General features: G+C 63.2%; 13 protein-coding genes. 10 read left to right on the top strand and 3 right to left on the bottom strand.

Annotation, left to right across the window (positions count from 1 at the left end):
- Positions 1 to 18 precede the first annotated feature (18 nt).
- Positions 19 to 978, top strand: coding sequence for a hypothetical protein (locus PQR42_RS26830; RefSeq protein ID WP_408207552.1), 960 nt, complete (start codon positions 19 to 21; stop codon positions 976 to 978).
- Between the two features lie 61 nt (positions 979 to 1,039).
- On the opposite strand, the gene PQR42_RS26825 is transcribed toward PQR42_RS26830, so the two are convergent.
- Positions 1,040 to 2,125, bottom strand: coding sequence for a TIGR03118 family protein (locus PQR42_RS26825; protein WP_408388211.1), 1,086 nt, complete (start codon positions 2,123 to 2,125; stop codon positions 1,040 to 1,042).
- A gap of 121 nt (positions 2,126 to 2,246) precedes the next feature.
- Positions 2,247 to 3,650 (bottom strand): aminotransferase-like domain-containing protein, encoded by a 1,404-nt coding sequence (locus tag PQR42_RS26820; protein ID WP_408388209.1) that lies wholly within the window; start codon positions 3,648 to 3,650, stop codon positions 2,247 to 2,249.
- 294 nt (positions 3,651 to 3,944) lie between these two features.
- Between PQR42_RS26820 and PQR42_RS26815 the strand changes: the two genes are divergently transcribed.
- From PQR42_RS26815 to PQR42_RS26800, 4 genes are all read left to right on the top strand, one after another.
- Entirely contained in the window at positions 3,945 to 5,375 is a 1,431-nt protein-coding gene (locus PQR42_RS26815; RefSeq protein ID WP_408388207.1) for an amino acid permease, read from the top strand.
- Positions 5,375 to 6,604: an NAD(P)/FAD-dependent oxidoreductase gene (locus tag PQR42_RS26810; RefSeq protein ID WP_408493983.1), complete on the top strand. Its 1,230-nt coding sequence runs from the start codon at positions 5,375 to 5,377 to the stop codon at positions 6,602 to 6,604. Before PQR42_RS26815 ends, PQR42_RS26810 begins: the two co-directional genes overlap by 1 nt.
- Positions 6,605 to 6,737: 133 nt before the next feature.
- Positions 6,738 to 7,889 (top strand): branched-chain amino acid ABC transporter substrate-binding protein, encoded by a 1,152-nt coding sequence (locus PQR42_RS26805; protein ID WP_408207542.1) that lies wholly within the window; start codon positions 6,738 to 6,740, stop codon positions 7,887 to 7,889.
- A 181-nt stretch (positions 7,890 to 8,070) separates the two neighbouring features.
- Positions 8,071 to 8,685, top strand: a complete 615-nt coding sequence (locus tag PQR42_RS26800; protein ID WP_408388203.1) for an HAD family hydrolase — start codon at positions 8,071 to 8,073, stop codon at positions 8,683 to 8,685.
- A 21-nt stretch (positions 8,686 to 8,706) separates the two neighbouring features.
- Here the strand turns inward: PQR42_RS26800 and PQR42_RS26795 are convergent, their stop codons facing one another.
- The gene (locus tag PQR42_RS26795) at positions 8,707 to 9,615 is read right to left on the bottom strand and encodes a LysR family transcriptional regulator (RefSeq protein WP_408388201.1); all 909 of its coding nucleotides are present in this window, start codon (positions 9,613 to 9,615) and stop codon (positions 8,707 to 8,709) included.
- 160 nt (positions 9,616 to 9,775) lie between these two features.
- Between PQR42_RS26795 and PQR42_RS26790 the strand changes: the two genes are divergently transcribed.
- From PQR42_RS26790 to PQR42_RS26770, 5 genes are all read left to right on the top strand, one after another.
- Positions 9,776 to 10,111 (top strand): ArsR/SmtB family transcription factor, encoded by a 336-nt coding sequence (locus tag PQR42_RS26790; protein WP_408207536.1) that lies wholly within the window; start codon positions 9,776 to 9,778, stop codon positions 10,109 to 10,111.
- A complete protein-coding gene (locus PQR42_RS26785; RefSeq protein WP_408388199.1) occupies positions 10,108 to 10,557 on the top strand; it encodes an SRPBCC family protein in 450 nt (149 codons plus the stop codon). The genes PQR42_RS26790 and PQR42_RS26785 overlap by 4 nt, the downstream gene beginning before the upstream one ends.
- A 39-nt stretch (positions 10,558 to 10,596) precedes the next feature.
- Positions 10,597 to 11,235 carry a glutathione S-transferase family protein gene (locus PQR42_RS26780; RefSeq protein WP_408388197.1) on the top strand — a complete coding sequence of 213 codons (639 nt, stop codon included), beginning with the start codon at positions 10,597 to 10,599 and terminating at the stop codon, positions 11,233 to 11,235.
- 9 nt (positions 11,236 to 11,244) lie between these two features.
- Positions 11,245 to 11,484: a hypothetical protein gene (locus tag PQR42_RS26775; RefSeq protein ID WP_408388195.1), complete on the top strand. Its 240-nt coding sequence runs from the start codon at positions 11,245 to 11,247 to the stop codon at positions 11,482 to 11,484.
- A 91-nt stretch (positions 11,485 to 11,575) separates the two neighbouring features.
- Positions 11,576 to 12,574 (top strand): aldo/keto reductase, encoded by a 999-nt coding sequence (locus PQR42_RS26770; protein ID WP_408388193.1) that lies wholly within the window; start codon positions 11,576 to 11,578, stop codon positions 12,572 to 12,574.
- Positions 12,575 to 13,015: the final 441 nt, after the last annotated feature.

Below are 13,015 nucleotides of genomic sequence, written 5' to 3'. Positions count from 1 at the left end.
CGCGTGCCGAGGAGCAATGTGAATCTTTTTCCGTGCACTCTCGTTTATGTCGATGTCGATGCGAAGCCGGGGCCCAACTCGACGAATCGCGATCCGCTCTCGTACGTGAGCCAGGCGATCTGCCTGAACAACAGCTTGCGGCGCGTGGGCATGCCGACCCTGACCATCATGACCAACGCGCCGGACCTGGTCGCGCGCCGGCTCGAAGGCATGCCGACGGAGAATCGGCCGGCCGTGACGCCACTCATCGCGACGATCGAGTTGTCGAAAAACACGCCGTTCTACGCCGCGCACTTCAAACTCGATCTGATGGACCAGGTGGCAAAGACCTTGCCCGCCGACACGATGATGTTATTGCTCGACGCCGACATGGTGGCGCTGCTGCCGCTCGACCACGATCTGATCGAACGATGCGCGCAAGCCGGCCTCGGCGTATTCGATATTTCGGATCAGGTGTTTCCGGCCTACGGCAGCGAGCGCGTGGTCGCGGATCTGGAGGCCGTTGCGGGCCAGCGGTTGATGAATCCGCGCTGGTACGGCGGCGAATTTCTACTCGCGACGCCTGCTTCGTTGCGCCGGCTGGTGCCGCGCGCGCGAGCCAGTTATGCACGCTATCTCAGCGAAAGCGAGCACCTGAGGCATCACGGCGACGAAGCGTTCATCTCGGCCGCGCTCAATGCGCTCGGTGACGAAGGGCAAGTGCTGATCGAAGTCGGCGCGTATCAGGCCGTAGGGCGTCATTGGCCGGGCAACAACTATCGCGACTTGCGGTGGTTCCGCTGCTGTTCGTTCGTTCATTTGCCCGGCGGCAAGGCACTCCTCGAAAAGGAAGCGCGTTTCGACGATTTCGCGCCGGACCGTTTCTGGCGACACATGCGCGTGGCGCACCTGCGTGGCCGCGTGCGCCACGCAGTCAAGCGGATCGCGAGGATGCTGAGCGCGGGGCGGCTCGCAGCGCGTATGCGCTGCGCGGCGTGAAGAGCTAGCCGCGTCAGTCACATACGCATTGCGGTGAGCGCCCGCACCGCTCGTGAGTTCGTCACATCTTCACGTCGATACGACCATAGACGCCATTCGTTTCGTCATTCGGTCCGGCGGCGAAAAACAGCGTGTTCACCGGCTGATTGCTCAGTCCATTGCCGAACGCGATTCCCCACAGGCCGTGCTGCACGAATGACGTGTTGTCGGGCAGATTGATGGCGCCGAGAGACGCGCCGCTCGCCGGATCGAAGGCATTGATCGTGCCGTCACCGAAGTTGCCGATCAGCACGTCGCCACTGAACCGTCCAAAATTGGCCGGCGCCTGCGTGACGCCCCACGGCGCATTCAGCACGCCCCCGGAGGCGAAACGCTGCAACAGGTTGCCCGCCGTATCGTAGACATCGACGAAACCGAGGCCCGCGCCGTCGACATTGTCGTGCGCCTCCGCGTCCTGTTTTGCGTAGGTCACGAAGAGCTTCGCGCCGATTGCCTGAATGCCGAACGGCGCAAAGCCTGCCGGAATCGACGTGTCCTGAAACTTGCCCGGTGTTGAAACCTTCGCGAAGGTCTTGTCGAAGACGTCGATTCTGTTGTTGTGAAAGTCGGCGGCGTAGAGGAAGTTGGCGCCGCCGTTGCTGGCCAGCGCGAGGCCCTTGTAGACCGCGGCGCTGCTGCCGCTGTCGAATACGACGAAGGCGGTGGTGGGCGCGACAGCTGGCGCCCACGCGGTGATCGTGCCGCCTTCGCCGGCAAAGATAAATGCGCCCACGCCGGATTTAGCGCCTTGGGTCACGACGAAGTCCGTCGTGCCGTTGAACACGATGCCGGTCGGATTCGCTGGCCCATTGACTCCATTCGGAATGCTGACGACAAGCGATTGTGGCGTGCCGTTGCCGTCATAGAGCGTCGCCAGCGAGGTGGCGTTGTCCGCTACCCAGACGAAACCCTTCGGATTGAACGCAACGCCCCACGCGTTTTTCAGATTCGGGTCCGTATGCGCCGCCGCGACCGCGCCGTCCGATACGAGTGCCGTCGACGTAAACGATTGGTTATTGACCGAATCTGAACCGCCACACGCCACGACGAGACTCACCAATGCCGCGCCGCCCACGACGACGCCCAATGCCTTAAGCACAGATTTCATGGCCGCACCTCTCTGACATGACCGATGGTCATTGCGCCTATTGAACGCACGGCGTTGCGGCTTTATTCCTTCGGCAGAGAAGTTTTTTTGATCCGGATGGGGCGGCCGGTTGGGCGACGCGTCATATCGTGCCGAACAGCGCGCGCGGACGATCCTTGAGCGTGCCGGTCAACAGCCGCAGCGCGCTCACGAGCTGATCGCGGCTGGTCGCGCAGGCGAGGTTGATCCGTACCCCGTGCTCGATCTCCGAGCGGTCCACGGCGAACGCCGACGAGGGCATCACCACGACGCCGCGCGCCTTCGCATTGGCCGCGAAGTCGTCAGCGCGCCACGGCGGCGGCAACTTCAGCCACACGAACATGCAGGCCGGATCGGTCTGCAATAACTCCTGCGGCAACAACTCGCGCGCGAGGTCCTGGCGCGCGCGAATCTCGGCGAGCTGCGCGTCCATGATGTGGCGCGCGGTGCCGTCCTCGATCCAGATCGACGCGATCAGCATCGACATCGGCGCGGGCATCCATGCAGTGGTGCGCACGGCTTCCGCGCATAGCGCGGCGCTGTCAGGTGGACTCAGCAGATAGCCAAGACGCAGGCCGGGGGCGAGGATCTTCGACGTGGCCGCGAGGTGGAAGGTGAGTTCCGGGCACAGGCTCGCGATCGTCGGCAGACGTTGCGAGACGAGCGGGCCATACACGTCGTCCTCGATGATCGCCACGCCGTGCCGGCGCGCAATATCGACGAGCGCCATGCGGCGTTCGAGACTCATGGTCGTGACAGTCGGGTTCTGCAGGTTCGGCACCGTGAAAATCGCCTTCACCGGCATGCGGCGGCAGGCGCGCTCCACCTCGTCGGTCAGCAGGCCGTCGCGATCGCTAGGAATACCGACGATCTCGAACTGGAACACCGGCGCGAGCGCTTTGAGGCCGTAGTAGGTGAGTTGATCGGCGAGGATCACGCCGTCGGTGCCGATCAGGCTGTTCAGCACCGCATACAAGCCATGCTGCGCGCCGCTCGTGACGACCACGTGATCGGCCGCCGGGGCAAAGCCGGGCGCGGCCATCCAGCGCGCGCCGGCCGCGCGTGCCCACGCGGGCCCTTGCGGCGGCTGGTACTCCTGCAATTGCGGGTAGCGCGGATCGCGCGGCAAATCGGCCAGCGTGCGAGCGAGGCAGTTCAGGAACTCGCCCGTGGCCGGACGGTTGACGGTCAGATCGATCGCGGCGTTGCTCGTGGCCTGCGCCGGTTCCACGCTCGGCATCGCGCCACCGGTCACGAGCGAGCCGCGCCGTTTGCTGCCGATCACCAGCCCGCGCAGCTGCAATTCCTTGTACGCCCGCGAAACCGTCGACACGTTGATGCCCAGTTCGGTGGCCAGTTGCCGTTGCGGCGGCAGCCGGCTGCCAGGCGGATAGATGCCGCTGCGAATCTCGCTTTCGATCGAACTGGACACCTCGATATAGGTGGAGCGTTTCGCCTGCTCGGGCGCGCCAGGGGCGGAGCGGGCGGCGTCTTTGTCAGAAGCCATAAGATCAGGTGTCTCCATACAAAACCGGCTTTGTCCGCAATTGTGCGGAGGTTTGCCGATTCTATACCACACATGCCTGACTGCAAGCCTTCAACCGATTGCCCTCGCGACCACCGCGCGCTGGCAAGGAGCGCACCCGCGGCCATCCAGGGAAAATGCCAGGGCCACACAATGCGCGTTTTAATTGCACACAAAAAAATATTGTGTGATTCTAGGTGTCATCATTTGTCTGGTGGCGCGAATCAGGAGGCGTCGCCGGACTGTGTCCAGCAATCTGTCAGCAGGAGTTGTCCGATGAGCTTTCCCCCGTCCTCCGCACCCGACACCACGCCGAAACTCGGCGCCGCGCTGCGTCAGCGGCACGTCACGATGATCGCGCTCGGCGGCATCATCGGCGCGGGCCTTTTCGTCGGCAGCAGCGCGACGCTCGCCACCGTCGGGCCGGCCGCGTGCGTGTCGTATCTCGTGGCCGGCATCGTCGTGCTGATGGTCATGCGCATGCTCGGCGAAATGGCGCTGGCGGTGCCCGGCGTCGGCTCGTTCACCGAATACGCGCGCATTGGCCTCGGCAACTGGGCGGGTTTCACCAGCGGCTGGCTGTATTGGTACTTCTGGGTGATCGTCGTCGCGGTCGAGGCCGTGGCGGGCGCGGCGATCCTGCAGCGTTGGATTCCCGCGCCGGTGTGGATGATCGGCCTGGTGCTGCTCTCCGTGATGACGTTGATCAATCTGCTCTCGGTGAAATCGTATGGCGAATTCGAGTTCTGGTTCGCGTCGATCAAGGTCGCGGCGATCATCGTCTTTATCGCCATCGGCGCGGCGTATGTGTTCGGCTTCGGCCATACCGGCAGCGCGGTGGCGAATCTGAGCAGCCATCGCGGCTTCATGCCGTTCGGGGCCATGTCCATTTTCGCGGCTGTGCCGACAGTGATTTTCGCGGTGGGCGGCGCGGAGATCGCCACCATCGCCGCGGCCGAATCGGATGATCCGGCCAAAAGCGTCGCGGCCATGACGCGCTCGGTGATTCTGCGGGTCATCACGTTCTACGTCGGGTCGATGTTCCTGATTGCGTGCATCGTGCCGTGGGGCAGCATCGTCACCGGCCACTCGCCGTTCGTCGCCGCGCTCGAAACCATGCGGATTCCCGGCTCGGCCGACATCATGAACGCCATCGTGCTGGTCGCCGTGCTCTCCGCGCTGAATTCGGGCTTGTATGTGTCGTCGCGGATTCTGTTCCGTCTCGCCGAACGGGGCGATGCGCCGAAGTCGCTGCTGAAGCTGACCCCGCACAAAGTGCCGCGGCTCGCCGTGCTGCTGAGCAGTGTGGTCGGCTATGTGGCGATCGTCGCGGCCATTGTGTCGCCGCAGGGCGTGTTCCTGTTCCTCGTGAACGCGTCGGGCGCCGTGATGCTGTTCGTTTATCTCGCGACGGCGCTCGCGCAAATCCGCATCCGCCGGCGCATCGAGGCCACCGAGCCGCAACGGCTCACGCTGAAGATGTGGCTGTTTCCGTGGCTTTCGTATGCGGTGGTGGCGGCGATCGTCGGCGTGCTCGTCGCGATGGGCTCCGATCCGTCGCTGCGCCCGCAATTGATGGCGAGCGCGGCGAGTCTCGCGGTGGCGTCGGCGGCTTATATGCTGGTGGCGAAACGTCAGCACAGCGGCGGCACCGCCACGGGCTATCGGTCGCAGATCGGCCAGGAAGCATTTGAAGGGCGCAAGTGATGCCGGAGATTGCCATCATCGGTGCGGGATTCATCGGCCTCGCGAGCGCTGCGGCGTTGATGCGCGACGGCCATCGGGTCACGCTGTTCGATCCGGCCGGCGTGGGGCAGGGCGCGTCGTTCGGCAATGCCGGGACCTTCGCGCACTATGCGTGCATTCCGGTCAACAACCCGTCCGTGTTCCGTGATTTGCCGCGCTTTCTGCTCTCGAACCAAAGTCCGTTCAGATTGCGTTGGGGGTATCTGCCGCATCTCGCGCCGTGGCTCGCGCGCTTCATGATGAGCTCGCTGCCGCGCCGCTACGAGACGAGCGCGGGTGCGCTCGCCGCGCTGCTGGATTGCGCGCAGGACGGCTACGCGCCGCTGCTCGCCAATGCGGAGCTGGCGCGTTTCGTCCGGCCGCGCGAGTGTCTCTATCTGTATTCGAACACGGCTTCTTTCGACGGCGCGCGTCCCGCCCTCGATCTGCGGCAAAAGCTGGGCGTCGCTTTCGATGTACTCGACGGCGCCGCCATTCGCGCACTTGAACCGGGGCTGGCGCCGATCTTCGAGCGCGGCGTGCTGTTCAGCAATAGCTGGCACTTTTCCGATCCGCAAGGCTTTCTGCAGACGCTTTACGAGCAACTCGCCGCGCAGGGTCTGAAGCTCGAACGTTCGACAGTCGATGCGGTGCAACCCGGCGCGGACGGCGCGAGCCTGACCGTCGGCGGCGTGGCGCGGCGCTTCGATTACGTGGTGGTGGCGACTGGTGCGCGTTCGGCCCATTTCGCCAGCCAGTGCGGCGACCCGGTTCCGCTCGACACCGAGCGCGGCTATCACGTGCGCTTTCCCGGCGCGCAGCACCTGGTATCGCGGCCGGTCGGTTGGGCCGAGCGCGGCTTCTACATGACGCCGATGAGCGACGGCTTGCGCGTGGCAGGCACGGTCGAACTCGCCGGCTTTGGCGACACGCGCAACCGCTCGCTGCTCGACCTGCTGACGTTTTCATCGAAGCGGGCGTTGCCCGCACTCGAAACACCGGATAGCAACTGGCTTGGCTTTCGTCCCACGTTGCCCGACGGCGTGCCGGTGCTCGCGCGCTCACGCGCGAGTGAGCGCGTGATTTACGCATTCGGCCATCAGCATCTGGGTTTGACGCTCGCCGGCGTGAGCGGACGCATCGTCGCCGATCTGATCGCACGGCGTGCGCCGCCGCTCGATCTCGCGCCATACGCGGCCACGCGCTTTTGATTGCAATAGGGGACGGGTTCGGAGTTTTTTCAGGCTTTAACGCAAGCATCGCAGAGCGGTTTCGACGCGTCGCGCATCGGATCGGCCAACCTGCACACACACGCGCGACGTCACATCTCGCAAGGAGCGCATCATGAATCGCCGCTATTGGCTGTTGAGTGCCACTGTCTGTGCACTCGCCACGTATATGCCGTTGTCGTGGGCCGCCGACCCCCAGATCGTCAAGATCGGTTTCGTCGGACCGTTGACGGGGCCGGTTGCCCGCGTCGGCAAGGACTTGCAGTACGGCGCGCAGTTGGCGCTCGATGAAGAGAACGCGAAGAACCCGGTGATCGGCGGCAAGCCGGTCAAGTTCGTGCTCGACGTGCAGGACGATCAGGCCGATCCGCGCGTGGCGATTCAGGTCGCGCAGAAACTGGTCGACGACGGCGTGGTCGGCGTGATCGGCCATTACAACTCGGGCTGCAGCATTCCGGCGTCGACGGTGTATCACCAGGCGAACGTGGCGATGATCACACCGGGCTCGACCAATCCGCAATTGACCAAGCAAGGCTTCAAGAACGTGTTTCGTACGATGGGTCACGACGGTATCGGCGGCGTCGTGGCGGGGCATTTCGTGGTCGAGCAGATGAAGGCGAAGCGCATTGCCATCATCGACGATCGCACCGCTTTCGGGCAAGGGCTGGCCGATGCGTTCGAGAAGGGCGTCAAGGAAGCGAACGGCAACATCGTCGATCGGGAATTCACCAACGACAAGGCGATCGATTTTCGCGCCATTCTGACCACGCTCAAGAGCAAGAACGTCGACCTGATTTTCTTCGGCGGCCTGGATGAGCAAGGCGCGATGCTGGTCAAGCAGATGCGATCGCTGGGCATGTCCACACAACTGTTCGGCGCCGGCGCGCTGAAGAGCAACGCGTTCCTGCAGATCGCCGGCACAGCGGGCAACGGGACGCAGGATCTCGAGCCGGGACCGGCGCTCGACAAGCTGCCTGCCGCGCAGGCGTTCGGCAAGCGCTACAAGGCGCGTTTCAATCAGGATGTCGAACTGTACGCGCCGTTTTCCTATGACGCGGCGCTTGCCATGCTGAAAGCGATTCACTCCGCCGACTCGCTCGATCGCGCGAAGATCGTCGACAGCCTCGCCAAGGTCACGGTCACGGGCGTCACCGGCAATATCACCTTCGATCCGTATGGCGACTTGATCAAGCCGCCGTACACCTTGTTCCAGGTTGAGCAAGGCCAATGGAAAAGCGTCAAGACGGTAGGTGGTAGCGGCGCATGATGGCCGGTCCGGAAGCAGCCCCTATTTGGCTGCTTCGCTGAGGTCTGAGAAAAAACCGTGACGCCGGCCGTTGCCGGCACTCATGGTTTTGTCGAGGCACAATAGAAACAGGCAACCGTACGGCGTCATCGCGCCGCGCGGTTGCTTTATTTCTGAAAGCTTTCGACGCGAGGCCGACAGCATGACCGCATCCATCACGCTGGTTCTGTTCGACATGGAAGGTGTTCTGACTCACTACGACCGCGCCGCACGCGTCGATCATCTGGCGGCGACCGCGGGGTGCTCCGCGGACACCGTGCGTCACGCGATCTGGGGATCAGGACTCGAGGCGCGTGCGGACGCTGGCGAGATCAGCGATGACGAGTATCTGCACGAACTGGGATTGCTGTTGAACTACCCGGTCAGCCGTGACGACTGGCTGGCTGCGCGCCACGCGTCGATTACACCAAACCAGGAAGCGCTCGCGCTGGCCGCCAAAGTCGCCGAGCGGCACCGCATCGCGGTGTTGACGAACAATTGCCGCTTGTTGACCGATCACATCGCTTATCTGAATCCGCCTGTCGCGCGGCTGTTCGGCTCGCAGGTTTACTCGTCGGCGGCGTTCGGTGCCGCGAAACCGGCGGCGCAAACTTATCTGCGTTGTCTGGAGCAACTCGGCGTGCCCGCCGCCCAAACGCTTTTCATTGACGACACGGCCGCCAACGTGAACGGCGCGATCGATGCGGGACTGCAAGGGCACATGTTCGTCAGCGTTGGCGCATTGTCGGACGAACTGCAGTGTCGTGGCTTGATATAGGGGAGCCGGTGGCTCTCGCGTTCACTCCCCGCTGAGGTCCGGATCCTGCTGCACCAGTTCGTGCACCCACTCGCTGAACACCCGCACGGACATGCTCGAACGACGGTGCGGATAAAGGATCGAGAGCGGCAGCGGTGCGCAATGGCAGTCGCGCAGAATTTCACGCAGCGCACCGGATTCGATCGCCTTCGCCACCATGAAACGCGGCGTCTGGATCAGGCCTAAGCCTTCCACGGCGGACGCAACATAGACCAGGCCTTCGTTGACCGCGAGCTTGCCTTCGATCGGTCTTCTGATGAGCGCGCCGTCCGCTTCGAACTCCATCGGATAGACGCGCCCTGTGCGCGCGGAAAAATAATTCACCGCGTGATGCCGGTCGAGATCGTCGGGCGTGGTAGGTTCGCCCATCTGCTCGAGATAGGCGGGCGCGGCGCAGATCGTCATGCGCACGCTGCCGAGCGAGCGTGCCACCAGGTTCGAATCGTCGAGTACGCCGATGCGGATCACGCAATCGACGCCTTCCTGCACGAGATCCACGTTGCGATCAGCCAGTCCCAACTTCACCGTGATGTCGGGATAGCGCGCGTTGAAATCGCGCATCACGGGAACCAGCACGTGAGCCGCGAACGTGGCGGACGTGTCGACGCGGACCGTGCCGCGCGGACTCTGGCGTTTGCTCGATAGCGCCGACTCGGCGTCGGAGACCTCGGCGAGAATGCGTGCGCAGTATTCGTAGTAAAGCGCGCCGTCGTCGGTGACCTGCACGCGGCGCGTCGTGCGGTTGAGCAGGCGCACGCCGAGATGGCTCTCCAGATTCTGCACGACCGTCGACACGGAGGCACGCGGCATTTCCAGCGAATCGGCCGCTTTCGAAAAACTGGACGCGTCCACGACGCGCTTGAACACTGCCATGCCTTGAAGAAGGTCCATACGGTGCTGTCCTCTGGAAGCTGAGCGAAGACCTACTCGCGAATCGTTGGAATGATAGCCGCGACGCGTCGATGACGGACAGTGCGACGCGGCCTACGGGTTCACGGAGTCGGCTGCAAAAAACCTTGACTCCCGGATCTCAAGGCCTATAGTTCACCATATGGCAAAGTCTCCAGTCAGTCAACTCGATCGTACGTTTTCCGCCCTCGTGGATCCCACGCGGCGGGCCATCCTCGCGCGTCTCGAGCGCGAGCCCGGTCTGTCGGTCACGGAAATCGCGCGTCCGTTGCCGCTCAAACTGCCCGCCGTCATGAAGCACCTCGACGTGCTGAGCGACGCGGGTCTGGTGGCGCGCACGAAAAACGGCCGAACCGTCTCAGTCGAACTGGTCGCCGGGCCGATGGAGGAAGCGATGGCGTGGTTGCGACGCTACGAACGCTTCTGGTCCGCGAGTCTCGACCGGCTCGCCGATTTTGTTGAGAGGAACGAGGAATGAACGAAAAGCCCAGCCTGACCATCGTGCGGCGCATCAAGGCGCCACCTGCAAGAGTCTACGCAGCATGGACGCGGCCCGAACTGATGGCGCGCTGGTGGGGACCGGACGCCGGGCCGGTGCTGAGCGCCGAAGCCGATCCGCGCGTGGGCGGCCGCTTTCGCGTGGTGTTTCAGACGCTGGATGGCGAAACGCACGACTGCCGCGGCGAGTACCAGGAAGTCGAAGCGGACCGCAAGCTCGTCTTCACGTGGGAGTGGGTCACGCTGCCTGAGCGCCGGTCGCTGGTGACAATCCGGTTTCGTCCGATCGAAGAGGGCACCGAACTGTATTTCACTCACGCGCAGTTCTTCGACGAGGCCGCACGCGACGGTCATCAAACCGGCTGGAACGGTGCATTCGAGAAGCTGGACGCACTGATTGCCGAGCTGGAAAACGAAGCCGAATGAAGCACATTCCACCGAAGTCAACGCATACTGAGGTCGACCATGAAGCTTTACTATGCTGAAACGTTGTCTCCCAGAAAATCCTGCGCACTGGCCAAATATTTAGGCTTGCCAATCGACTACGCCTTTGTCGATCTGGGCAAAGGCGAGCAAACCCGGCCGGACTATCTGGCGATCAATCCGAACGGCAAGGTGCCTTGTCTCGTCGACGGCGAGAAGGTCATCTGGGAGGCCGACGCGATCCTGTGCCATCTCGCGCAGCGCGCGGAATCCCCGCTCTGGCCGCGGGGCGCGCAGCAGCAGATCGACATCGTGCGCTGGTTCAGCTGGAATAGCCAGCATCTGCTCCGGCATGCCGGCGCGCTTTACTTCGAGTATCTGATCAAGCCGCGGGTCGGACTCGGCGACCCCGACCCTGCGAAAGTCGCGGAAGCGCAAGGTTTTTTTCGCAAACATGCAGGCGTGCTCAACCAGCATCTGAAGGGGCGCAAGTGGCTGCTGGGCGATGACATGTCGGTCGCGGATTTCTCGGTCGGCATCGCGCTGCCGTATGCAAAAGGCGCGGCGATGCCGGTTGAAGAGTTTCCGGAGGTGGTGCGCTGGCACGATCAGTTGAACGCGATCGACGCATGGCGCGACCCGTTTCCCGCGCGGCAGGAACGCGCCGCGGCGAACGCCTAAGGAGGAGTCATGTGCTGCGCGATAGTTGCACTCACGATGACCTTGCTGGCCAGTTGGCGCAGCGTCTCGGGCTCGCTTGCCGGCCGCGTCGGATGGCTGCGCCGGGTCGCGATCGTGATTATCGCGATCGGCGCGGTCGCGGGGTCCGCCACGGCTGCCGATCAGTTCGCGGTGGCGGGTGGCGGACAACCATCGTCGTTGATCGCGCGGCTGGGTAGCATGCCGATTTGCGGGCACTTTATCCGCTAGTGCGCGTTGCGTCTTGCGCGGCTTCAACGTGCTGTGCCGATTTGCCGTATCGTACGGAGTCATCGTACTGCGCTCGAATCGAGGGCACGTCATGGCACTTTCGTCGAAAACCACTTTAGAGCTTTCCGCCAGACGCCGTTTTCTGCGCACGGCTCGCAGTACCGCAATCGGCTTGTCGGCGTCGCTCGCATTGCCGCGATTGGCGGCGGGTCAAGCGCCAACGCTCCCTCAGTCGCAAACCGAATCCACCACCGCGCCGCTGCCGCGAATGGCGCAACGCGTGATTCCCGCCACGGGCGAACGCCTGCCCGTGGTCGGCTGCGGCACCTGGCGCACCTTCGATGTCGGCAACGATCCCGCCGGCCGCGCGCAACTCGCCGACGTGCTGCGCATCCTGTTCGAAGCCGGTGGTTCGGTGATCGATTCATCGCCGATGTACGGCTCGTCCGAAGCCGTCGCCGGCGCGCTGCTCACGCAACTGAACGTGCACAACCTAGCCTTCGTCGCCACCAAGGTCTGGACCGAAGGACGCGAGGCGGGCATCACGCAGATGGAAGAATCGCTGCGCCGCTTTCAGCAGCCGCGTATCGATCTGATGCAGGTTCACAACCTGCTCGACTGGCGCACGCAACTCGCCACGCTGTGTGACTGGAAAGCGCGCGGCCGGATTCGCTATATCGGCATCACGCACTACACGTCGAGTGCTTTCTGCGACGTCGCGGCGGTCATGCGCAGCGACAAGCCCGACTTCGTGCAGATCAACTACGCAGCGGACGACCGCGCCGCCGAGGCGCGCATCTTGCCGCTCGCGGCGGAGTTGGGCATCGGCGTTGTGATCAATCAGCCCTTCGGCGGCGGCGGCCTGCTGGCACGCGTCGGCAAAACGCCGCTGCCTGCGTGGGCTGCGGACATCGGCTGCACGAGTTGGGCGCAGATTCTTCTGAAGTTCGTGCTCGCGCAGCCGGCGGTGACGGTGGTGATTCCAGGCACCGGGCGTCCGCAATACATGGCGGACAACGTTCGGGCCGGTTCGGGCCCGTTACCCGACAAGGCGATGTGCGCACGAATCGTGGCAGCGGTGAATGGCTAGTCGATCGTTTGCATATTATTCGCGCTAATTCCTTTGTGAACTCTCCAGCTAGTTAAAATTATTACCTCGTTGGAGGTTATTCGCTCGCGCCATTGCGCCATAACACAATACTGCGCAAAGAAAAATAAAGTTTCCCGTAGTCGGGAAAGATATTGCGATTTTTAGAGGATTAACTCAGTCCCATTACTGCAGCCATTCGGTTTGCATACGCAAAACACAAGTGAAAGAAAGATTGTGAAAGGAAGTTGACACGGGAACGTTTGCCAAACTAGGCTACGCACTGTCGTCAAAAACTGACCTCGGTTTAATCCACCTGCCCGGAGACGCAGGTAAGCCGCCGCTTTGCCGGTCAGCCGGACGATCGAATGAAGGCCGGAATTAATGGCCCAGGCTGTCGCTGTGAAAGCATTGTAATAAACGTGTGTCGCAATTCTAAAATCA

Source organism: Paraburkholderia sediminicola (genome assembly GCF_046027355.1).
Classification (GTDB): domain Bacteria; phylum Pseudomonadota; class Gammaproteobacteria; order Burkholderiales; family Burkholderiaceae; genus Paraburkholderia; species Paraburkholderia sediminicola_B.
The sequence above is the reverse complement of the archived record's forward strand: the minus strand, read 5'-3'. Positions and strand labels throughout refer to the sequence as shown.

Bases quoted from the DNA above. Each gene is read 5' to 3' on its own strand.
- PQR42_RS26805 (WP_408207542.1), top strand. From the start codon at position 6,738: ATGAATCGCCGCTATTGGCTGTTGAGTGCCACTGTCTGTGCACTCGCC.
- PQR42_RS26790 (WP_408207536.1), top strand. From the start codon at position 9,776: ATGGCAAAGTCTCCAGTCAGTCAACTCGATCGTACGTTTTCCGCCCTC.
- PQR42_RS26785 (WP_408388199.1), top strand. From the start codon at position 10,108: ATGAACGAAAAGCCCAGCCTGACCATCGTGCGGCGCATCAAGGCGCCA.
- PQR42_RS26795 (WP_408388201.1), bottom strand. From the start codon at position 9,615: ATGGACCTTCTTCAAGGCATGGCAGTGTTCAAGCGCGTCGTGGACGCG.
- PQR42_RS26820 (WP_408388209.1), bottom strand. From the start codon at position 3,650: ATGGCTTCTGACAAAGACGCCGCCCGCTCCGCCCCTGGCGCGCCCGAG.
- PQR42_RS26780 (WP_408388197.1), top strand. From the start codon at position 10,597: ATGAAGCTTTACTATGCTGAAACGTTGTCTCCCAGAAAATCCTGCGCA.
- PQR42_RS26815 (WP_408388207.1), top strand. From the start codon at position 3,945: ATGAGCTTTCCCCCGTCCTCCGCACCCGACACCACGCCGAAACTCGGC.
- PQR42_RS26800 (WP_408388203.1), top strand. From the start codon at position 8,071: ATGACCGCATCCATCACGCTGGTTCTGTTCGACATGGAAGGTGTTCTG.
- PQR42_RS26775 (WP_408388195.1), top strand. From the start codon at position 11,245: ATGTGCTGCGCGATAGTTGCACTCACGATGACCTTGCTGGCCAGTTGG.
- PQR42_RS26770 (WP_408388193.1), top strand. From the start codon at position 11,576: ATGGCACTTTCGTCGAAAACCACTTTAGAGCTTTCCGCCAGACGCCGT.
- PQR42_RS26810 (WP_408493983.1), top strand. From the start codon at position 5,375: ATGCCGGAGATTGCCATCATCGGTGCGGGATTCATCGGCCTCGCGAGC.
- PQR42_RS26825 (WP_408388211.1), bottom strand. From the start codon at position 2,125: ATGAAATCTGTGCTTAAGGCATTGGGCGTCGTCGTGGGCGGCGCGGCA.